This window comes from Streptomyces sp. NPDC048441 (assembly GCF_043200235.1).
Classification (GTDB): domain Bacteria; phylum Actinomycetota; class Actinomycetes; order Streptomycetales; family Streptomycetaceae; genus Streptomyces.
The window spans coordinates 11631-31249 of sequence record NZ_JBICXM010000006.1 but is presented as its reverse complement, the minus strand read 5'-3'; the positions used below and the strand labels follow the sequence as shown (position 1 = coordinate 31249).

Sequence of the window (19619 nt, the reverse complement as noted above, 5' to 3'; positions counted from 1 at the left end):
CCGTGCGGTGGAGTTCCCTCCTTCACTCCTTCCGCAGGGGGACCTCTCGCACCAGCAACGCCACCGCGAAGGCCGCCGCGCCGAGCAGCGCGGCGCCGAGGAGCACACCGTGCATCCCGCTGGTGACCGCCGCGCGCACCGTTTCCCGTACCTCTTCCGGCATCTCCTTGACCGCCTCGGGCGTCCACGAGGTGCCGCCGTCCGGCATACCGCCCGACGTGAGGCGGCTCGCGTAGACGGCGCCCATCACGGCGATGCCCAGCGAGCCGCCGATCGTGCGCAGAAGAGTGGTGGTGCCGGTGGCGGCGCCCATGTCGCGCGGCTCCGCGCTGTTGATGGTGATGAGCAGGGTGCTCTGGATCAGGAAGCCCATGCCCACGCCGAGCACGAACGTCAGCGCGGATGTCACGGCGGTGGGGGTGTCCGCGCCGACCGCGAGGAGCGCGAGGCCGCCGACGGTCGTCGACGCGCCACCGATGACGGTGTACGCGCGGTAGCCGCCGCCGTTGGACGTGATCCGGCCGAGCAGGAGTTGCGCCGCGAACATGCCCGCCATCAGCGGGAGCAGCAACATGCCGCTGGCCGTCGACGACGCGCCGCGTACGAACTGCATGTACTGCGGCAGATACGAGGTCGCCGCGAGCATGGCCGCGCCCACCAGGAAGGTGAGGACCTGGGCGAGCGTGAAGTTCCGGTCGGCGAAGAGCCGGGGCGGGATGATCGGTTCCGCGGCCCGCCGCTCGACCCGTGCGAACCAGATCAGGGAGCCGACGCCGAGCACGCCGAGTCCGAGGATCCGTGGCGACGACCAGGCGTATGTCGTCCCGCCCCAACTGCCGAGCAGCGTCAGGGCGAGGATGCCCGTGGAGAGCAGGGCGGCGCCAGCGAAGTCGATGCGCGCCGTGACGCGCTCGGTGCGCAGGCGAAGGTGCAGGCCGATGATGAGCAGGGCGAGGCCGCCGATGGGCACGTTGACGTAGAAGACCCAGCGCCAGTCCAGCTGGTCGGTGAGGAAGCCGCCGAGCAGCGGACCGCCGACCAGCGCCACGGGCATCATCGCGCCGATCATCGACTGCGAGCGGCCCGCATGTGACGGCGGCAGCATGACGCCGATGATCGAGATGGCGCCGACCATCAGGCCGCCCGCGCCCAGGCCTTGCACGGCACGGAAGGCGATGAGCTGCCCCATGTCCTGGGCGAGCCCGGAGAGGACCGAGCCCGCGAGGAACACCGCGATGGAGCAGATGAAACTGCCCTTGCGTCCGTACAGATCGCCCAGCTTTCCCCAGATGGGCGTGGCGATCGAGGCGGTGAGGAGGTAGGCCGTCACCACCCAGGAGAGGTGGTCGAGACCGCCGAGGTCACCGACGATCGTGGGCAGTGCGGTGCCCACGATCGTGCCGTCGAGCAGTCCGAGCATCAGGCCGAGGAGCAGCCCGAAGAGGACCAGTTTTGACGCTCCGCCCTCTTCGGGGTGCGGTGGTCCGGCTTCTTCCCCGGGGCCTGGGGTGTTCCTTGCTTCCGTGGTCCGGCCGCTCATGATTTCCCCCTTGTGTGAAGTGGCATCGCGTCAGGCGGCGTACGGAGTGAGGGACTTGGCGTCGCGCAGGGCGTGCGCCCACCAGGCCAGTTGGTCGAGCAGCGCCTTGGCGGCCGTGTCGACCGTGGGGTCGTCGACGGCGCCGTCCTCGCCGAAGCGGCCGAAGGCGTTGTGGAAGCTGACCGTGTTGCGGATGGTCGTGGCGTTCAACTCGGCCATGACCACGCGGAGTTGCTCCACCGCGCGCAGGCCGCCGGAGAGCCCGCCGTAGGAGACGAAGCCGATCGGCTTCCCGTGCCACTCCGTGTTGTGCCAGTCGACAGCGTTCTTCAGGGATGCCGGGAAGCTGTGGTTGTACTCCGGCGTGACGAAGAGGAACGCGTCGGCCGCCGCGAGGCGCGGCGAGACCAGCGCGAGGGCCTCCTCGGTGCCGGGTGCGGGCGGCTGCCCGAAGGCGGGGAAGACGGTGGGCAGCGGGGTCTCGGCGAGGTCGACGACATCGGTGGTCATGTCGTCGCGCTGGGCGAGATGCGCCGTCAGCCACCGGGTGACGACGGGTGCGAACCGGCCCTCGCGGGTGCTGGCGACGACGACGGCCACGCGGAGAGGCTGGGTGGTTCGGCTGGTGCTGGACATGGGGACCCCCTGGGAACGCTGAATGTGTACGTGGATGTGTACGACGTATCTCGCTGCGTACAACGTACACGCGAGATGTGTACGGCGTCTACCGAGAGATACGTTGTACGCTCACCGTCGACGATCCGAGAGAGGTGCCCCGCTGTGGCTGGCCAGAAGAACGACGGCAAGGCGGCGCCGGACAAGTCGCTCTGGGAGCGCCTTGAGCAGCCGGTGGCCGCGCCCCGGGCATCGCTGTCCCTGGAGCGGATCGGTGCCGTGGCGGTGCGGGTGGCCGATGCGGAGGGCTTGGCCGCCGTCACCATGCGGCGGCTCGCCACCGAGCTGGGGGTCGCGCCCATGGCGGCGTACCGGCATGTCTCGGGCAAGGACGATCTGTGGGCGCTGATGGCCGAGCGGGTGGCGGCCGGGCACCGGATTCCCGAGGAGGTGACCGAATGGCGCGAGGTGCTGCACACCTTCGCCCTGCTGACCCGGGAGATGATGCTGCGCCACCCGTGGGTGGGTCAGCTGCCCACGGCCCTGTTTGTGCTCACGCCGGGCCGGATGGCCATCGCCGAGCGGCAGTTGGCGGCCCTTGACGGCCTTGGGCTCGACGAGGACACGATGATGATGGCCTTCCGCACGGTCAGCGCCTACGCACACGGAGCGGCCTCGTCCGAGGTGGCGCTTCGGGAGTGGACGCGGGCGGAGGGCTGGTCGTCGGGGGCCGAGACCCGGATGGGCCTCGCGCCGCAGATGAGGTACCTCATGGAGACGGGCCGCTACCCCACGTACCGGCGCTACGGTCTGCGGTCGCAGCGCAAGGACGACGCGACGTGGACGTTCGAGACCGGCCTCGACTGCGTCCTGGACGGGATTGCCGCGCGGCTCGGCATCTGAGCGGCACGGGCTGGGAGCAGGCAGAAAAGGGCGAAGCCCCGGCTCTCCTGGACGGAGGAGGGCCGGGGCTCCGCGGTGCGGGAGTGGTTCGAGTGGCTCAGCGCTTCGAGTGGCTCAGCGCTTCGAGTGGCTCAGTACGAGGAGCCCGACGCGCCGAGTGAACCCGTGGGGTGCCAGACCGTCTTGGTCTCCAGGAAGGCCGTCAGGCGGTGCGTGCCCGGGTCGGCCGACCAGTCCACAGGCTGTGGACGGACGACGCGCTTGAGGTTGTCCGCCGCGGCGATCTCGAGCTCCTTCGCCAGTGCGTCGTCCTCGACGCCCGCGAGGTCGATCGCGTTCACGTCCTGGTGTGCGGCGAGGGACGGGGTGATCTCCGCCGTACGGCCCGACAGGATGTTGACGACGCCGCCGGGCAGGTCGGAGGTGGCGAGCACCTCGCCGAGGGAGAGCGCGGGGAGCGGGGAGTCCTCGCTGGCGATCACCACGGCCGTGTTGCCCGTCGCGATCACGGGCGCGATGACGGAGACCAGACCCAGGAACGACGACTTCTGCGGGGCGACGACCGTCACCACGCCCGTCGGCTCGGGCGAGGAGAGGTTGAAGAACGGGCCCGCGACCGGGTTTCCGCCGCCCACGATCTGCGCGACCTTGTCGGTCCAGCCCGCGTACCAGACCCAGCGGTCGATGGCCGCGTCCACCACGACGGCGGCCTTGGCCTTGGAGAGGCCCTCCGCGTCGGCGACCTCACGGACGAACTGGTCCTTGCGGCCCTCCAGCATCTCCGCGACGCGGTAGAGGATCTGGCCGCGCAGGTAGGCCGTCTTGCCCGCCCAGCCGCCCTGCGCCTTGCGCGCGGCCACGACGGCGTCACGCGCGTCCTTGCGCGAGGAGAGCGGGGCGTTGGCCAGCCACTTGTTCTTCGAGTCGGACACTTCGTACACCCGGCCGCTCTCGGAACGCGGGAACTTCCCGCCGACGTACAGCTTGTAGGTCTTCAAGACCGTGAGTCGCTCAGACATTGAGGTACGCCTCCAGGCCGTGGCGACCGCCCTCGCGGCCGTAACCCGATTCCTTGTAGCCGCCGAAGGGCGAGGTCGGGTCGAACTTGTTGAACGTGTTGGCCCAGATGACGCCCGCGCGCAGGCGATCGGCGACTGCGAGGATGCGGGAGCCCTTCTCCGTCCAGATGCCGGCGGAGAGGCCGTACTGGGTGTTGTTGGCCTTGGCCACGGCCTCTTCCGGCGTGCGGAAGGTCAGCACCGAGAGCACCGGGCCGAAGATCTCGTCGCGGGCGACGGTGTGGGCCTGCGTGACGTTCGTGAAGAGCGTCGGCGCGAACCAGTAGCCGGACGAGGGCAGTTCGCACGGGGCGGACCAGCGCTCGGCGCCCTCCGCCTCGCCGGTCTCGGCCAGGGCCTTGATCCGGGCGAGCTGCTCGGCGGAGTTGATCGCGCCGATGTCCGTGTTCTTGTCGAGGGGATCGCCGAGGCGCAGGGTCGACAGGCGACGCTTGAGGGCGTCGAGGACCTCGTCCTGGACCGACTCCTGTACGAGGAGGCGCGAGCCCGCGCAGCAGACCTGGCCCTGGTTGAAGAAGATGCCGGTGACGATGCCCTCGACCGCCTGGTCGATGGGGGCGTCGTCGAAGACGATGTTCGCGCCCTTGCCGCCCAGTTCGAGCGTGACCTTCTTGTCCGTGCCCGCGACCTGGCGTGCGATCGCCTTGCCGACGGCGGTCGAGCCGGTGAAGGCGACCTTGTTCACATCCGGGTGGGCGGTGAGGGCCGCGCCCGCGTCGCCGTACCCGGGAAGGATGTTGACGACGCCCTTGGGCAGGCCCGCCTGGCGGCAGATGTCCGCGAAGAACAGGGCTGAGAGCGGAGTGGTCTCGGCGGGCTTCAGGACGACCGTGTTGCCCGTCGCGAGGGCCGGGGCGATCTTCCAGGCCAGCATCAGGAGCGGGAAGTTCCAGGGGATGACCTGGCCCGCGACGCCCAGGGGCCGGGGGTTCGCGCCGTAGCCCGCGTGGTCGAGCTTGTCGGCCCAGCCCGCGTAGTAGAAGAAGTGCGCGGCGACCAGGGGGAGGTCGGCGTCGCGTGTCTCCTTGATGGGCTTTCCGTTGTCGAGGGTCTCCAGGACGGCCAGTTCGCGGCTGCGCTCCTGGATGATCCTGGCGATACGGAAGAGGTACTTGGCGCGCTCGGCGCCCGGCAGCGCCGACCACTTCTCGAAGGCCCTGCGGGCCGCCTTCACCGCGCGGTCGACGTCTTCGGAGGAAGCCTGCGCGACTTCGGAGAGGACCTCTTCGGTGGAGGGCGAGACGGTCTTGAAGACCTTGCCGTCGGCGGCCTCGACGAACTCGCCGTCGATGAACAGGCCGTAGGACGGGGCGATGTCGACGACGGAGCGGGACTCGGGCGCCGGTGCGTACTCGAAGGGGGAAGTCATCTTGGTCAGTCCACCGTCACGTAGTCGGGGCCGGAGTAGCGGCCCGTGGCCAGCTTCTGGCGCTGCATCAGCAGGTCGTTGAGGAGCGATGAGGCGCCGAAGCGGAACCAGTGGTTGTCCAGCCAGTCCGCGCCCGCGGTCTCGTTCACCAGGACGAGGAACTTGATCGCGTCCTTGGAGGTGCGGATGCCGCCCGCGGGCTTCACCCCGATCTGTACCCCGGTCTGCGCACGGAAGTCGCGTACGGCTTCCAGCATCAGGAGGGTGTTCGCGGGGGTCGCGTTGACGCCGACCTTGCCCGTCGACGTCTTGATGAAGTCCGCGCCCGCGAGCATCCCGATCCAGCTCGCGCGCCGGATGTTGTCGTACGTCGACAGCTCCCCGGTCTCGAAGATGACCTTGAGGCGGGCCTCGCCCGAGGCCTCCTTCACGGCGCGGATCTGCTCGAACACCGTCATGTAGTCGCCCGCGAGGAAGGCGCCGCGATCGATGACCATGTCGATCTCGTCGGCACCCGCGGCGACCGCCTCGCGTACGTCGCCGAGCTTCACGTCGATGGCGGCGCGGCCCGCGGGGAAGGCGGTCGCGACGGAGGCGACCTTGACGCCACTGGCGCCGACTGCCTCCTTGGCGGTGGCCACCATGTCCGGATAGACGCAGACGGCGGCGGTCTTCGGGGCGCCGCGGTCGGTCGGGTCCGGGTGGACGGCCTTCGCGCCGAGCGCCCGGACCTTGCCCGGGGTGTCGGCGCCCTCGAGCGTCGTCAGGTCGATCATCGAGATGGCGAGATCGATGGCGTACGCCTTCGCCGTGCTCTTGATCGAACGGGTGCCGAGCGCTGCGGCGCGCGCCTCCAGGCCGACCGTGTCGACGCCGGGCAGCCCGTGGAGGAAGCGGCGCAGCGTGCCGGCCGACGCGGTCGCGTCCATGAGCGCGTGTGCGGGTGCAGGTGCTGAAGCAGTGGGCATGGTCACGAGGGGAGCATATCTACGCGCGTAGCGGCTGTACAGGGGGTGGGTCCCGAGTGGGGTTGGGGGTGGGGCTCGGGGTGGGTTGTTCCTCTCTGGCGGGGCAGCCCTAGGGCCCCTGGGCGGGTTCAGGCAGAATCAACGTATGACCGACCCCCAGCCTCCCGTGGCGGAGCCCCAGTACAAGGACAGGACCTTTCGGTCGTCCGGCGGCATCACCGGCGGCGTCCTGCTGCTCGCCCTCGGCGGCTGGCTCGGTATCGACGCCCTGATCCAGGGAGAGGGCCGCACCCCGTGGCTCGCGATCGCCGGGCTGCTCCTCGCGGTGCCGCTCGTCGTCGCCTACACCGTGCGCCCCGCCGTGTACGCCAACGAGGAGCGGCTCCGCGTCCGCAACCCCTTCCGGACCATCACGCTCCCGTGGGCGTCCGTATCGGGGCTCCGCTCCGGTTACTCGAACGAGGTCTTCACCCAGTCGGGCACCAAGTACCAGCTCTGGGCCATCCCGGTCTCCCTGCGAGGCCGCAAGAAGGCCGCCAGGAGGAAGTCGCAGGGGGCCGCGTCCGGTGACCCCAGCGTCGTGAACGCGCGGCGGCCCGGTCAGCCGGACTCCCTCCGCGCTCCCGGCGACCAGATCATGGACGACCTGCGCGAACTCGCCGAAGGGCACGCGGCCGCGGAGTCCGCGCAGGGCGACCCCGAGGTGCGCTGGAGCTACGAGACGCTGGTGCCTGCCGTGGTCGGTGCGGTGCTTCTCGCGGTGGTTTTCGCCTTCGTGTAGGGCCTCTTGCACACGGGAGCGCTCACGCGCTCACGGCGGGCCCAGCCACGCCAGCAGCATGTGGCCCCCGAACGCGGCCGACGTCACCGCCGCCGCCACCATCACCGTCACCGCGACATGCGTCCGCGCGCGGGCCAGCGCCGCCGCGAGCGGCAGCAGCAGGGGGAAGGCCGGGAGCAGGAATCGGGCGCGCGGGAAGTACACCCCCTTGCTGCCGAGCACGATCAGGAGCAGCAGCCCCGTGAAGATCAGCAGCGGCAGTGGCTGCCGGTCGCCCACGGACAGGACGAACAGCGCCGCCGATGCGAGGAGCGTCGCCGTCACCATCGTCAGGAACAGCTGCGGGCGCTGCGTCGCGAGCAGCTCGTACATCGTGTGGAGCGTTCCGACGCCGCCGTCCCACTCGTTGCGCCACAGCTTCTGTACGGCGAAGTAGCCGTCCCAGCGGCCGAGGCGGAACCCCACCCAGCCGACGTACGAGAGCCAGCCGAGCGGTGCGAGCAGGGCGCCCAGAAGGGTGCGTACGCAGAAGCGGCCGTCTCCTTGCCATCGGCGGCGCAGCGCGAGCAGCGCCGTCAGCGACACCGCGGCCGCGAGTGCGACACCCGTGGGGCGGGTCAGGCCCGCGAGCGCGGCCAGGGTGCCCGCCCAGATCCAGCGGTCGGTGAGCACGGCGTACAGCGCCCACGCGGTGAGTGCCGTGAAGAGCGATTCCGTGTAGCCCATCCACTGCACGAGCGCGACGGGCAGCGAGCCCCAGAGGGCGGCGAGCAGGACGCCGGTCCTGCGGCCGTACAGCCGGTCGCCCACCGCGAAGATCCCCCACGCCGCGAGGAACGAGCAGCTGACGGCGATCGCGAGACCCACCGCTCCGCGAGGCTCCGGGGCGATGACGCCGCCCGCCCTGATGAGGAGCGGGTACAGCGGGAAGAAGGCCAGGTTGTTCGCGTCGATCTGGGTGCCGAGCGTGTGCGCGTAGCCGTTGTCGGCGATCTTCAGATACCAGTCGCAGTCCCAGGACTCCGCCAGGAAGTGCCAGACACCCCATCGCTCCCTGTGCGCCCAGACGGCGAAGGCGAGGGTGCCGAAGAGGCGTACGGCGGCGTACGCGAGGAGGGCGGGGGACGCGTACCGGAGGGCGCGGGCCGCGCGTGCGGGGCGGCCGGGGGAGCGGCCCGGGGTGGTGCGGGGGCGGCGCGACGGGGGGACGATCCGGGGCGCGGTGGGGGACGGTGCGGCGGTCGAGGTCTCTGGGGTCGGTCCGTACGGCACTGCGGCAGCTCCCGGAACGTGATCGTGGGCTGCCGGTCACCCTTCCTGGGGTGACCGGCAGCCCACCGAACCGCTGCGTCAACTGCTCTACCGGAACCACTCGGACGGGTGGCCCGGGGTGGTTCAGGAGTGTGTTCGGGGGCTGCCGGGGTCAGATGCCCGCTGCCTGCGACAGGTCCCGCTTGATGGCGTCGAGGAGTTCCGTCGCCTTCTCGCGCGCCGCCGGAAGGTCGGTCCGCGTCGCCACGGGGATCACGACTTCCAAGTAGCACTTGAGCTTCGGCTCCGTGCCGCTGGGGCGGACGATGACCCTCGCGCCGTCAAGGGTGTAGCGCAGACCGTCCGTGGGCGGCAGCTTGTCCGTGCCCCGCGTCAGGTCCTCGGCCTTCGTCACGGGCAGGCCCGCGAGGGCCGTCGGCGGCTGCTCGCGCAGGCGGCGCATCGCGTCCGCGATCAGGGAGAGGTCCTCCACGCGGACCGACAGCTGGTCGGTGGCGTGCAGGCCGTGGTCCACGGCGAGGTCGTCCAGGAGGTCGAGGAGCGTGCGGCCCTCCTCCTTGAGCTCGGAGGCCAGCTCCGTGAGGAGCAGCGCCGCCGTGATGCCGTCCTTGTCGCGTACGCCTTCGGGGTCCACGCAGTAGCCGAGGGCCTCTTCGTAGCCGTAGCGCAGGCCTTCGACGCGGGCGATCCACTTGAAGCCGGTGAGGGTCTCCTCGTACGGGAGGCCCGCCTTGTCGGCGATCCGGCCCAGGAGGGAGGACGAGACGATCGATTCGGCGAAGGTGCCGCGGGCACCGCTGCGTACGAGGTGGGCCGCGAGGAGTGCGCCGACTTCGTCGCCCCGGAGCATCCGCCAGTCGGTGCCGTTGATGCCGTCGATGCCGCTCTTGACCGCCGCGGCGCAGCGGTCCGCGTCCGGGTCGTTGGCGATGATCAGGTCCGGGTCCGCCTCGCGGGCCTTCGCGAACGCGAGGTCCATCGCGCCCGGCTCCTCCGGGTTGGGGAACGCGACCGTGGGGAAGTCCGGGTCGGGCTCCGCCTGTTCGGCGACGAGTACGGGGGCCGGGAACCCGGCTCGGTCGAACGCCGCGAGGAGGGTGTCCTTGCCGACGCCGTGCATCGCCGTGTAGACGGTGCGGGCGGTCCGGGGGGAGCCGGGGGTCAGGACGGCGTCCGTGCGGGCCAGGTAGGCGTTCAGGACGTCGTCCGAGAGGGTTTCCCAGCCGGTCTCGGGGCGGGGGAGGTCGTGGAGGGAGACGATCGCGTCGATCTGCGCCGCGATCTCCGCGTCCGCGGGCGGCACGATCTGGGAGCCGTCGCCCAGGTAGACCTTGTAGCCGTTGTCGCGCGGGGGGTTGTGGCTGGCCGTCACCTCCACGCCCGCCACGGCACCGAGGTGCCTTATGGCGAAGGCGAGTACGGGGGTGGGGAGGGGGTGGGGGAGCACCGCCGCCTTGAGGCCCGCGCCGGTCATCACGGCCGCGGTGTCGCGGGCGAAGTCCGCGGACTTGTGGCGGGCGTCGTATCCGACCACTACTAGACCGTCGGTTTGACCCTTGGACTTGAGGTACGCGGCGAGGCCCGCGGCGGCGCGGATGACTACGGAGCGGTTCATCCGCATCGGGCCTGCGCCGAGCTCTCCGCGGAGGCCGGCGGTGCCGAACTGGAGGGTGCCGCTGAAGCGGGCGGTCAGCTCTTCGGTGTCCGCGTCTTCGGTGTCCGCGGCGTCGATGAGCTTCGCGAGTTCCTCGCGGGTCTCGGGGTCGGGATCCTCGGCCAGCCAGGCCTTGGCTCGCGCGATGAGTTCAAAGTCGTCCGGCACGTGCGTCAGCCTCTCGTCGGCGGAGTTCAATCGGGGGCCGGGGTACTCCTACCCCGGGCGTGGCCCCGCGGGGGCTTTTCCAGCCGTGCGGGGTACGGGGCTTGCGGGACGCCTACCCGATTCGGCCCTTGCGGGGGCTGTCCTGTCCACGCTGGGTACGCCTACTCGGTTCGGCTCTTGCGGGGGCTGTCCTGTCCACGCTGGGTACGCCACCGAGTTCGGCCCGGTGGGGGCTTTCCTGTCCCGCCGCTTCGCGCCGGATGTTTCCCGCCCACCCACCCGATCACCCCGGGGCAATCGGGCGGGTGGGCGGGAAAGCCCGTGCGGCAGCGGACCTGCGGGTCACCAAGGCCCAGTGCAGAGGCGCCCCACCCGGCAGATGGCGCCCCACCAGGCAAGGCACCCCCGCTACGGGGAAGGCGCCCCGCCGGGCTGGCACCCCCGCTACGGGGGAGACACCCCGCCAGGCAAGGCTCCCGCCGGGCGAGGCACCCACCCAAGCAAGGCTCCCGCCAGGCAAGGGCGCCCACCCAGGCAAGACTCCCGCCAAGCAAGGCTCCCGCCGGGCGAGGCACCCACCCAAGCAAGGCTCCCGCCAGGCAAGGGCGCCCACCCAGGCAAGGCTCCCGCCAGGCAAGGCACCCACCCAAGCAAGACTCCCGCCAAGCAAGGCACCCACCCAGGCGAGGCTCCTGCCAGGCAAGGGCGCCCCCGCCAGGCAAGGGCGCCCCCGCCAGGAAAAATCAGATGCGGCCCAGCACCTGACCCAGCAGCTCACCCATGCGCGTAGCGCTGTCGCGGCCCGCCTGGAGGACCTCCTCGTGGTTCAGCGGCTCGCCCGTCATGCCCGCGGCGAGGTTCGTGACCAGGGAGATGCCGAGGACCTCCGCGCCCGCCTCGCGCGCGGCGATCGCCTCGAGGACCGTGGACATGCCCACCAGGTCCGCACCGATCGTGCGGGCCATGCGGATCTCCGCCGGAGTCTCGTAGTGCGGGCCGGGGAACTGCGCGTAGACGCCCTCTTCGAGGGAGGGGTCGATCTCCTTGCAGAGCGTGCGCAGGCGCGGGGAGTAGAGGTCCGTGAGGTCCACGAAGTTCGCGCCGACGATCGGCGACGTGGCCGTCAGGTTGAGGTGGTCGCTGATCAGGACAGGCTGTCCGGGGCGCATACCCTCGCGCAGACCGCCGCAGCCGTTCGTCAGCACGATCGTCTTGCAGCCCGCGGCCACGGCGGTGCGGACGCCGTGCGCGACGGACGCCACGCCACGGCCCTCGTAGTAGTGGGTGCGGCCCAGGAAGACCAGGGCCCGCTTGTCACCGACCTTGAAGGAGCGGATGCGGCCGCCGTGCCCCTGCACCGCGGGCGGCGGGAAGCCGGGCAGCTCGGTGACGGGGAACTCGGCGTCGGGCACGCCGAGTGCGTCCACGGCCGGCGCCCAGCCGGAGCCCATCACAAGGGCTACGTCGTGGGTCTCGGCGCCCGTCAGCTCACGCAGGCGCGCGGCGGCGGCGTCGGCGGCGGCGTAGGGGTCGCCCTGGATGTCGTCCGGAATAACTGAAGCGTTCACGCGGACGAGAGTAGCCGCTCACGCCCTACGCGCGTAGATGACGATGCTCACGGGATTCGGATCGTTGTCTTGTCGTTTCCGACGAAAGCCCCGAGAGGAGTCACGGCACAGGCGCGGCAGGGCCCTAGCAGGGCCGCTTGCGCAGCTCCATCACGTAGTCGTGCGGCGCTCCCGCCGTTTCCGCCGCGTCGGCCAGCTCCCCCAGGTAGCGCGCCGACGGGAGGCCGCCCTCGTATCCATTGAGGACGTACACCCAAGCGGGCTCCTCGCCGTCCAGGGTGTGCACGCGCACGCGCATCCGGCGGTAGATGTCGAGGCCCACGCCCTCCCACCGGTCCATGGAGTCCTGGTCCATGGGAGCGATGTCGTAGAGGGTGACGAAGACCTGGGAGCGGGGCGCCTCGACGAGGGTCACAAGGGCGCCCTCCCACCCCATGTGCTCGCCGCCGAAGGTCAGCCGCCAGCCGTTCAGCCAGCCGGTCTGGCGCAGCGGCGAGTGGGGGGCGCGGCGTGACATGAGCCGCGGATCCAGATTGCCGGCGTACGCGGCGTAGAGCGACATGGGGTCGAGAGTACGGCAGCCGAAGCGTGCGTCCCTCCTGCAACGGAACCCCCTTCTGGTGTGGGGAGCGGCACGGATGGAGCCCCCGGGGCGAAGCACCTTGAGGCGTGCGGGACAATGGAGTACGTGACTCGGATCGTGATCATTGGCGGCGGACCCGGCGGATACGAGGCGGCACTCGTTGCCGCCCAGCTCGGCGCGGAGGTGACCGTCGTCGATTGCGACGGTCTTGGCGGGGCGTCGGTGCTCACCGACTGCGTCCCGTCGAAGACTCTGATCGCCACGGCCGAGGTGATGACCAGCTTCGACTCTTCTTATGAAGAGCTCGGCATCATCGTCGCGGACGACACTCCGCACATCGATACTCCTGCGCGCGTCGTCGGCGTCGACCTGGGCAAGGTCAACCGGCGTGTGAAGCGCCTCGCGCTCGCGCAGTCCCACGACATCACCGCCTCCGTCACCCGTGCGGGCGCACGCGTGCTGCGCGGCCGTGGCCGTCTGGAGGGCCAGCAGGACACCGACGGCTCGCGCAAGGTCGTCGTGCGCGCGGCCGACGGCAGCGAGGAGACCCTCGTCGCCGACGCCGTCCTCATCGCCACCGGCGGACACCCTCGCGAGGTTCCCGACGCGCTGCCCGACGGCGAGCGGATCCTCAACTGGACCCAGGTGTACGACCTGGACGAGCTCCCCGAGGAACTCATCGTGGTCGGCTCCGGTGTCACCGGTGCCGAGTTCGCCGGTGCCTACCAGGCGCTGGGGTCGAACGTCACCCTCGTATCCAGCCGCGATCGCGTGCTCCCCGGCGAGGACCCGGACGCCGCCGCCGTCCTGGAGGACGTCTTCCGGCGCCGCGGCATGAACGTCATGTCGCGCTCCCGTGCCGCGTCCGCCAAGCGCGTGGGCGACCGTGTGGAGGTGACGCTCAACGACGGCCGCGTCATCACCGGTACGCACTGTCTGGTGGCCGTGGGTGCCATCCCGAACAGCAGTGGCATGGGCCTGGAGGAGGCCGGGGTCAAGCTCAAGGACTCGGGGCACATCTGGACCGACAAGGTGTCGCGGACCTCCGCGCCCGGTGTGTATGCCGCCGGTGACGTGACCGGGATCTTCGCGCTCGCCTCCGTCGCCGCCATGCAGGGGCGCATCGCGATGTATCACTTCCTGGGCGACGCGGTGCAGCCGCTGAACCTGAAGACCGTGTCGTCGAACGTCTTCACCGACCCCGAGATCGCCACCGTCGGCTACAGCCAGTCCGACGTCGACGGCGGCAAGATCGACGCCCGCGTCGTGAAGCTGCCGCTCCTGCGCAACCCGCGCGCGAAGATGCAGGGCATCCGCGACGGCTTCGTCAAGATCTTCTGCCGTCCCGGTACGGGCATCGTGGTGGGCGGTGTGGTCGTCGCGCCGCGCGCTTCGGAACTGATCCACCCCATCGCGCTCGCGGTCGACAACAACCTGACGGTCGAGCAGATCGCGAATGCCTTCACCGTGTACCCGTCGCTTTCGGGGTCGATCGCAGAGGTCGCGCGTCAACTCCACACGCGGAAGACGGCGGGCGAAGGCTGATCGCCCACTCTCGTCGCAGGTCACAGGCTGTTGTCGCCCATTCGTCCGGCATAGGCAGTGTGAGTAGGCACCTATACCACTTGCCACCCTGCCGTGCGAACAACTTCTGTAATTCGGCGCAAACTGCTGAAAGCAGACGGTCGTTGGGGTTACTGTCAGTTTCGTGTTCGCTGCAGAACGTCGCCAATTGATCCTCGAAATGGTGCGGGCCAACGGAGCGGTATCGCTCCGGGAGCTCGCCCGCGTCGTCCAGACCTCCGAAGTGACCGTACGGCGGGACGTGCGCGCACTGGAGGCAGAAGGACTCCTCGACCGCCGACATGGCGGTGCGGTATTGCCGGGCGGATTCACGCGGGAGTCCGGCTTTCCGCAGAAATCGCATCTCGCGACCGCCGAGAAGACGGCTATCGCCGATCTCGCGGCGGGACTCGTCGAAGAAGGCGAAGCCATCGTCGTCGGAGCGGGGACGACCACGCAGGAGCTGGCCCGACGGCTCGCGCGGGTTCCCGGTCTGACCGTCGTCACCAACTCCCTTCTGGTGGCACAGGCGTTGGCCCATGCCAACCGCGTCGAGGTCGTCATGACCGGCGGCACCCTGCGCGGTTCCAACTACGCCCTCGTGGGCAGCGGGGCCGAACAGTCCCTGCAAGGCCTGCGGGTCACGCGTGCCTTCCTGTCGGGCAGTGGTCTGACCGCCGAACGCGGGCTCTCCACGTCCAACATGCTCTCGGCAAGCGTGGACCGTGCGCTCGTCCAGGCAGCCGCCGAGGTGGTGGTCCTCGCGGACCACACCAAGCTCGGCACCGACACGATGTTCCAGACCGTGCCGACGGACGTCATCACCCGTCTGGTCACGGACGAACCACCCGCGCACGACGACCGCGCGGCCACCGAGTTGCAGGCCCTGGCCGACCAGGGTGTGCAGATCGCGGTCGCGGGCGGGGCCGCGAGCTCTGGCTCCGGGCCAGGGGTGGATTCCGTCCCGGCGGGGCGGCAGCCGCGCCGGGACGTGCCCTTGCCGGGGCAGCGTCGTAACCACGGCGGTCACGGGGCGGGACCCGGGCAGCTGCGCAGTGCGGTGCTCGGGGAGCAGCAGCCCGGGGAGCGGGCCGCGCGGGTGGCGGATCTACGCCGCCGCTGAACCGGCCGCCGGTCCTGGGTCCTGGCGCTCGTCGGGCGCCGAGCCCTCGGGCTTCAGGCCGCGCAGGGTCAGCATCAGGAGGCGGTCGGCCAACTCCGGCTCGTCCGGGGTCTCTTCGGCGGCCAGCGCGATCGCGTTGGTCAGCTGTAGCAGATCGCCGATCGAGACACCGGGGCGCACGGCTCCGGCCTGCTGCGCCCGTACGAGCAGGGCCGTGCCCGCCTCGCGCATCGGCCTGCTGCATCGGGCGAGTGCCGAACTGTCGTCGTGCGACGCCGACATGAGGGCGCGGGAGAGCCCGCGGTACTCACCCGCATGAGTGATGATCTCGCGCAGCCAGGTCACCAGGGCCGAGCAGGGCTGCGGGGATTCGAGCAGGGCGTGTGAGCGGGCCAGGAGATCACTCACCGCCTCTTCGAAGACGGCGCTCATCAGGGCGTGGCGGTTGGGGAAGTGGCGGTAGAGGGTGCCGATGCCTACGTTCGCGTGGCGGGCGATGTCCTCCAGCGAGGCGCCTGTGCCGTGTTCCGCGAAGGCGGCCGTGGCTTCCGCCAGGAGCCGGTCGTAGTTACGGCGCGCGTCGGCACGCATGGCCCGTGCGGGCTGCGGGTCCGTGCCGGTGCTCATGGCCGTGGTCCTCCTTGAACGTGCGTCGTGCTCCAAGGATGCCTGATGAGTTCCGTTCGGTGTGCGTGCCGTCGATCACCGGCTTCGCCGAGTTCGTCCTCAAGCGCCGGACGGGCTGGACACTTCCAGCCCGTCCGGCGTTGACGAGAACTTCTCGGAGCGGAGCTAGTCCTTGATCTCGCAGATCACCGCACCGGAGGTCAGGCTCGCGCCCACCTCCGCCGTGAGGCCCTTGATCGTTCCCGCGCGGTGCGCGTTCAGGGGCTGTTCCATTTTCATGGCCTCAAGGACGACCACCAGGTCGCCCTCCTGGACTTCCTGGCCCTCCTCGACAGCGATCTTGACGATCGTGCCCTGCATGGGAGAGGCGAGGGTGTCGCCGGAAGCGGCCGGGCCCGACTTCTTCGCCGCGCGGCGCTTGGGGCGGGCGCCGCCCGCCGCCGCCGTGCGGGCGATGGTCATGCCGAGCGACGAGGGGAGCGAGACCTCGAGACGCTTGCCGCCGACCTCGACGACCACCGTCTCGCGGCCCGGCTCCTCGTCCGCCTCGACCTCCGTCGCCGCGGTGAACGCGGAGATCTCGTTGACGAACTCGGTCTCGATCCAGCGCGTGTGGATCGTGAACGGGTCCGTGGAGCCGGTCAGTTCCGGAGCGAACGCCGGGTCCTTGACGACCGCGCGGTGGAACGGGATGGCCGTGGCCATGCCCTCCACGTTGAACTCCCCCAGGGCACGCGCGGCCCGCTGCAGGGCCTGCTCACGCGTCGCGCCGGTCACGATCAGCTTGGCGAGGAGCGAGTCCCACGCCGGGCCGATGACCGAACCGGACTCCACGCCCGCGTCCAGGCGTACGCCGGGACCCGACGGCGGCGCGAAGGCCGTGACCGTGCCGGGCGCCGGCAGGAAGCCACGGCCCGGGTCCTCGCCGTTGATGCGGAACTCGAAGGAGTGGCCCCTCAACTCGGGGTCTCCGTAGCCCAGTTCCTCGCCGTCCGCGACGCGGAACATCTCGCGGACCAGGTCGATGCCGGTGACCTCTTCGGTGACCGGGTGCTCCACCTGGAGGCGGGTGTTGACCTCCAGGAAGGAGATCGTGCCGTCGACGCCGACGAGGAACTCGACGGTGCCGGCGCCCACATACCCGGCTTCCTTCAGGATCGCCTTCGACGCCGCGTACAGCTCGGCGTTCTGCTCGGGCGTCAGGAACGGCGCGGGCGCCTCCTCCACCAGCTTCTGGTGGCGGCGCTGGAGCGAGCAGTCACGGGTCGACACGACGACCACGTTGCCGTGCTTGTCCGCGAGGCACTGTGTCTCCACGTGCCGCGGCTTGTCCAGGTAGCGCTCCACGAAGCACTCGCCACGGCCGAAGGCCGCGACGGCCTCGCGCACCGCGGAGTCGTACAGCTCGGGGATCTCCTCGAGCGTGCGGGCCACCTTGAGCCCGCGTCCGCCGCCACCGAAGGCGGCCTTGATCGCGATCGGCAGGCCGTTCTCCTGGGCGAAGGCCACGACCTCGTCGGAGCCGGACACCGGGTCCGGCGTACCGGCGACCAGCGGGGCACCCGCGCGCTGCGCGATGTGCCGGGCCGCGACCTTGTCACCCAGGTCACGGATGGCCTGCGGCGGCGGGCCGATCCAGATCAGTCCCGCGTCCAGCACGGCCTGCGCGAAGTCGGCGTTCTCCGAAAGGAAGCCGTAGCCGGGGTGGACCGCGTCCGCCCCCGCGTCCTTGGCCGCTGCCAACACCTTGGAAAAGTCCAAGTAGCTGGTGGCCGGAGTGTCACCGCCCAGCGCGAACGCCTCATCTGCCGCGCGTACATGCAGAGCATCCCGGTCAGGATCTGCGTAGACGGCTACGCTCTCGATCCCTGCATCCCGGCATGCCCGAGCAACGCGGACAGCGATTTCGCCACGGTTGGCGATGAGCACCTTGCGCACGATGGCTCCCTCCTTGAAACAAGCCGAGTTTAGGGACTGCCGACACGACCTTTCGACCCGTCCCCAATGGTGAGCTTGCCCACACGGAGCGTGATCCGGGCCTGCCCGATCAGCGAATTCCCTTGTCGCACCACGGTACGCAGGGTCCCTTCGAGCGAGACTAGCGCGCCGATGTGGCCAAGGTCTCTGTGAGGGCGTACTGCGGCACGGGGGCAATCTTTGTCGAGTCCCTACGAATGGCCCAATGATTCTTTGCCTTCGGCGCAGCCCTTGTCCCCGGGTTTACCCGTTAGTAGCGTTCGGGTGTCGCGAACGTACTTGGGGTAACAGCCAGTGGATCGGAAGAGGGTGGGGCGCCGTGGCGCGTAGACCGGTGGCCTTGGTGGGCGCGATCGTTCTCTTGGTGGAGGCGATCGGCATCGCACTCCTCAACTGGTTCCTCGGGCTTGTCGTGGACAAGCAGGACATGTCGCTCGCGGGGCTCGACCCGCGCGCGATGTCCGTGTCGACCTGGATCGGGGGCGGCCTCTTCGGCCTCTACCTCGCGCTGTGCGGCCTGATCATGCTGCGCTCGGCGGTACGGGACCGCGCGCCCGGCGGCTTCGGGCGGCTGCTCCTGATCAGCGCCGCCGTCGTGCACGGGCTGCTCGGGGCGTTCTCGGTCGGCCTGGTGGGCTGGGTCGCCTTCGTCTTCATGATGCTCGTGCTCGGCCTGATCGTGCTGACCCTCGTGGCGTACGACAGGAAGCCCTCCGAAGCCTCTGACGAGCCCCGCGAGAGCAATGGGGCAGTGGGCGGCGGGGCGCAGGAGAACGGCGCTCCGCAGCCCGCCTGAGCTGCTTCTCGGGGCGCGTGGGCGGGCTGGGCGGAGTGCTTCCGCCTACTCCGCCCACAACTCCGTGATGCCCACGCCCAGTTCCGCGAGGAGGCGGCGGAGCAGCGGCAGTGAGAGGCCGATGACGTTGCCGTGGTCGCCCTCGATCGAGTCGACGAAGGGGGCGGAGCGGCCGTCCAGCGTGAACGCGCCCGCCACGTGCAGTGGTTCGCCGCTCGCGACGTACGCGGCGATCTCGTCGTCCGAGGGTTCGCCGAAGCGGACGATCGTCGATGCGAGCGCCGACACATGGCGTCCTGCCACGGTGTCGTACACGCAGTGGCCGGTTTGCAGGACGCCCGCGCGGCCGCGCATGGACTTCCAGCGGGCGGTGGCCTCCTCGGCGTCGGCGGGCTTGCCGAGCGCCTCCCCGTCCAGTTCGAGGACCGAGTCGCAGCCGACGACCAGGGCGCCCTTGGCGTCCGGGCGCGCGGAGACCACCGACGCCTTGGCCTCGGCCAGGGCGAGGGCGAGCTCGGCGGGGGTCGGTGCGGAGATGGCGTCCTCGTCGACCCCGCTGACGATCACCTCGGGGGCGAGGCCCGCCTGGCGCAGCAGGCCGAGCCTGGCGGGGGACTTGGACGCGAGGACGAGACGGCGGGGCTGACGGGGCTGATCACTCATGCGGCCAGCGTAACGAGCCTCAGCGGACGCCCGAGCCTCAGCGGACGCCCGAGCCTCGCCGGACGCCCGAGCCTCGCCGGACGCCCGAGCCTCACCGGATGCCGAGGACGAACATCGCCACGACCATCGCCAGGGCAAGGACGAGTCCCGCACGGCGCATCTTCGCCTGCATGTCCCGCATGTCCTTGGGCGGGTTGTCCTCCGGGTCCGACCACAGCATGAAATCGATACTGCTGGCGGTGACGGCGGGGGGGGGGGGGGGGGGGGGGGGGGGGGGCCCCGCGCCCCCCCCCCCGGGGGGGGGCGGGGGGGGCGCCGGGGGGGGGGGGGGGCGGGCGGGGGGGGGGGGCGGGGGGGTGGCGGCGGCAAA

At 70.6% G+C, this 19619-nt stretch carries 18 protein-coding genes; 5 read left to right on the top strand and 13 right to left on the bottom strand.

Features of this window, described 5'->3' with window-relative positions:
- Positions 1-22: 22 nt before the first annotated feature.
- Both ACGFSB_RS16295 and ACGFSB_RS16290 read right to left on the bottom strand, forming a co-directional pair.
- The gene (locus tag ACGFSB_RS16295; protein WP_393399135.1) at positions 23-1540 is read right to left on the bottom strand and encodes a DHA2 family efflux MFS transporter permease subunit; all 1518 of its coding nucleotides are present in this window, start codon (positions 1538-1540) and stop codon (positions 23-25) included.
- 30 nt (positions 1541-1570) lie between these two features.
- On the bottom strand, positions 1571-2176 hold the full coding sequence (locus ACGFSB_RS16290) for an NADPH-dependent FMN reductase (RefSeq protein WP_393399133.1): 606 nt from the start codon (positions 2174-2176) through the stop codon (positions 1571-1573).
- A gap of 144 nt (positions 2177-2320) precedes the next feature.
- On the opposite strand from ACGFSB_RS16290, the gene ACGFSB_RS16285 reads away from it, so the two are divergent.
- Positions 2321-3058 carry a TetR/AcrR family transcriptional regulator gene (locus ACGFSB_RS16285; RefSeq protein ID WP_393399130.1) on the top strand — a complete coding sequence of 246 codons (738 nt, stop codon included), beginning with the start codon at positions 2321-2323 and terminating at the stop codon, positions 3056-3058.
- A 131-nt stretch (positions 3059-3189) separates the two neighbouring features.
- Here ACGFSB_RS16285 and ACGFSB_RS16280 read toward each other — a convergent pair whose 3' ends face one another.
- The 3 genes from ACGFSB_RS16280 to deoC are packed head-to-tail and all read right to left on the bottom strand — an operon-like array spanning position 3190 to position 6480.
- Entirely contained in the window at positions 3190-4077 is an 888-nt protein-coding gene (locus ACGFSB_RS16280) for an aldehyde dehydrogenase family protein (protein ID WP_393399128.1), read from the bottom strand.
- Positions 4070-5506, bottom strand: a complete 1437-nt coding sequence (locus ACGFSB_RS16275) for an aldehyde dehydrogenase family protein (protein ID WP_393399125.1) — start codon at positions 5504-5506, stop codon at positions 4070-4072. Before ACGFSB_RS16275 ends, ACGFSB_RS16280 begins: the two co-directional genes overlap by 8 nt.
- A 5-nt stretch (positions 5507-5511) precedes the next feature.
- On the bottom strand, positions 5512-6480 hold the full coding sequence (deoC, locus tag ACGFSB_RS16270; RefSeq protein ID WP_393399123.1) for a deoxyribose-phosphate aldolase: 969 nt from the start codon (positions 6478-6480) through the stop codon (positions 5512-5514).
- Between the two features lie 139 nt (positions 6481-6619).
- On the opposite strand from deoC, the gene ACGFSB_RS16265 reads away from it, so the two are divergent.
- Complete coding sequence (locus ACGFSB_RS16265; protein WP_393399121.1) at positions 6620-7255, top strand: PH domain-containing protein; 636 nt, start codon at positions 6620-6622, stop codon at positions 7253-7255.
- A 30-nt stretch (positions 7256-7285) separates the two neighbouring features.
- Here ACGFSB_RS16265 and ACGFSB_RS16260 read toward each other — a convergent pair whose 3' ends face one another.
- The 4 genes from ACGFSB_RS16260 to ACGFSB_RS16245 all read right to left on the bottom strand — a co-directional run bounded on the left by ACGFSB_RS16260 (position 7286) and on the right by ACGFSB_RS16245 (position 12479).
- Positions 7286-8527 carry a glycosyltransferase family 39 protein gene (locus ACGFSB_RS16260; protein WP_393399119.1) on the bottom strand — a complete coding sequence of 414 codons (1242 nt, stop codon included), beginning with the start codon at positions 8525-8527 and terminating at the stop codon, positions 7286-7288.
- Positions 8528-8678: 151 nt separating this feature from the next.
- Complete coding sequence (locus ACGFSB_RS16255) at positions 8679-10358, bottom strand: phospho-sugar mutase (RefSeq protein WP_393400132.1); 1680 nt, start codon at positions 10356-10358, stop codon at positions 8679-8681.
- Positions 10359-11092: 734 nt separating this feature from the next.
- Complete coding sequence (locus ACGFSB_RS16250; RefSeq protein ID WP_393399116.1) at positions 11093-11917, bottom strand: purine-nucleoside phosphorylase; 825 nt, start codon at positions 11915-11917, stop codon at positions 11093-11095.
- Positions 11918-12041: 124 nt separating this feature from the next.
- Positions 12042-12479 (bottom strand): gamma-glutamylcyclotransferase, encoded by a 438-nt coding sequence (locus ACGFSB_RS16245; protein WP_393399114.1) that lies wholly within the window; start codon positions 12477-12479, stop codon positions 12042-12044.
- Between the two features lie 117 nt (positions 12480-12596).
- Here ACGFSB_RS16245 and ACGFSB_RS16240 point away from each other — a divergent pair, with 117 nt between their 5' ends.
- The gene (locus ACGFSB_RS16240) at positions 12597-14045 is read left to right on the top strand and encodes an NAD(P)H-quinone dehydrogenase (protein ID WP_393399112.1); all 1449 of its coding nucleotides are present in this window, start codon (positions 12597-12599) and stop codon (positions 14043-14045) included.
- Between the two features lie 163 nt (positions 14046-14208).
- Positions 14209-15186 carry a DeoR/GlpR family DNA-binding transcription regulator gene (locus ACGFSB_RS16235; RefSeq protein ID WP_393399110.1) on the top strand — a complete coding sequence of 326 codons (978 nt, stop codon included), beginning with the start codon at positions 14209-14211 and terminating at the stop codon, positions 15184-15186.
- On the opposite strand, the gene ACGFSB_RS16230 is transcribed toward ACGFSB_RS16235, so the two are convergent.
- Entirely contained in the window at positions 15172-15813 is a 642-nt protein-coding gene (locus tag ACGFSB_RS16230) for a TetR/AcrR family transcriptional regulator (RefSeq protein WP_393399109.1), read from the bottom strand. The genes ACGFSB_RS16235 and ACGFSB_RS16230 overlap by 15 nt on opposite strands.
- Positions 15814-15978: 165 nt before the next feature.
- Positions 15979-17751, bottom strand: coding sequence for an acetyl/propionyl/methylcrotonyl-CoA carboxylase subunit alpha (locus ACGFSB_RS16225; protein WP_393399107.1), 1773 nt, complete (start codon positions 17749-17751; stop codon positions 15979-15981).
- Positions 17752-18109: 358 nt separating this feature from the next.
- On the opposite strand from ACGFSB_RS16225, the gene ACGFSB_RS16220 reads away from it, so the two are divergent.
- Positions 18110-18586, top strand: a complete 477-nt coding sequence (locus ACGFSB_RS16220) for a hypothetical protein (protein WP_393399104.1) — start codon at positions 18110-18112, stop codon at positions 18584-18586.
- Positions 18587-18631: 45 nt separating this feature from the next.
- On the opposite strand, the gene ACGFSB_RS16215 is transcribed toward ACGFSB_RS16220, so the two are convergent.
- Together ACGFSB_RS16215 and mmpB are read right to left on the bottom strand one after the other, a co-directional pair.
- The gene (locus ACGFSB_RS16215) at positions 18632-19249 is read right to left on the bottom strand and encodes a nucleoside triphosphate pyrophosphatase (protein WP_393399101.1); all 618 of its coding nucleotides are present in this window, start codon (positions 19247-19249) and stop codon (positions 18632-18634) included.
- A 91-nt stretch (positions 19250-19340) separates the two neighbouring features.
- Positions 19341-19469: a morphogenic membrane protein MmpB gene (gene mmpB, locus ACGFSB_RS16210; RefSeq protein WP_393399099.1), complete on the bottom strand. Its 129-nt coding sequence runs from the start codon at positions 19467-19469 to the stop codon at positions 19341-19343.
- Positions 19470-19619: the final 150 nt, after the last annotated feature.

Coding starts and splice junctions, on each gene's coding strand:
- ACGFSB_RS16275 (WP_393399125.1), bottom strand. CDS start 5,506: ATGACTTCCCCCTTCGAGTACGCACCGGCGCCCGAGTCCCGCTCCGTC.
- ACGFSB_RS16245 (WP_393399114.1), bottom strand. CDS start 12,479: ATGTCGCTCTACGCCGCGTACGCCGGCAATCTGGATCCGCGGCTCATG.
- ACGFSB_RS16230 (WP_393399109.1), bottom strand. CDS start 15,813: ATGAGCACCGGCACGGACCCGCAGCCCGCACGGGCCATGCGTGCCGAC.
- ACGFSB_RS16280 (WP_393399128.1), bottom strand. CDS start 4,077: ATGTCTGAGCGACTCACGGTCTTGAAGACCTACAAGCTGTACGTCGGC.
- ACGFSB_RS16290 (WP_393399133.1), bottom strand. CDS start 2,176: ATGTCCAGCACCAGCCGAACCACCCAGCCTCTCCGCGTGGCCGTCGTC.
- mmpB (WP_393399099.1), bottom strand. CDS start 19,469: ATGCTGTGGTCGGACCCGGAGGACAACCCGCCCAAGGACATGCGGGAC.
- ACGFSB_RS16265 (WP_393399121.1), top strand. CDS start 6,620: ATGACCGACCCCCAGCCTCCCGTGGCGGAGCCCCAGTACAAGGACAGG.
- ACGFSB_RS16295 (WP_393399135.1), bottom strand. CDS start 1,540: ATGAGCGGCCGGACCACGGAAGCAAGGAACACCCCAGGCCCCGGGGAA.
- ACGFSB_RS16215 (WP_393399101.1), bottom strand. CDS start 19,249: ATGAGTGATCAGCCCCGTCAGCCCCGCCGTCTCGTCCTCGCGTCCAAG.
- ACGFSB_RS16240 (WP_393399112.1), top strand. CDS start 12,597: ATGGAGTACGTGACTCGGATCGTGATCATTGGCGGCGGACCCGGCGGA.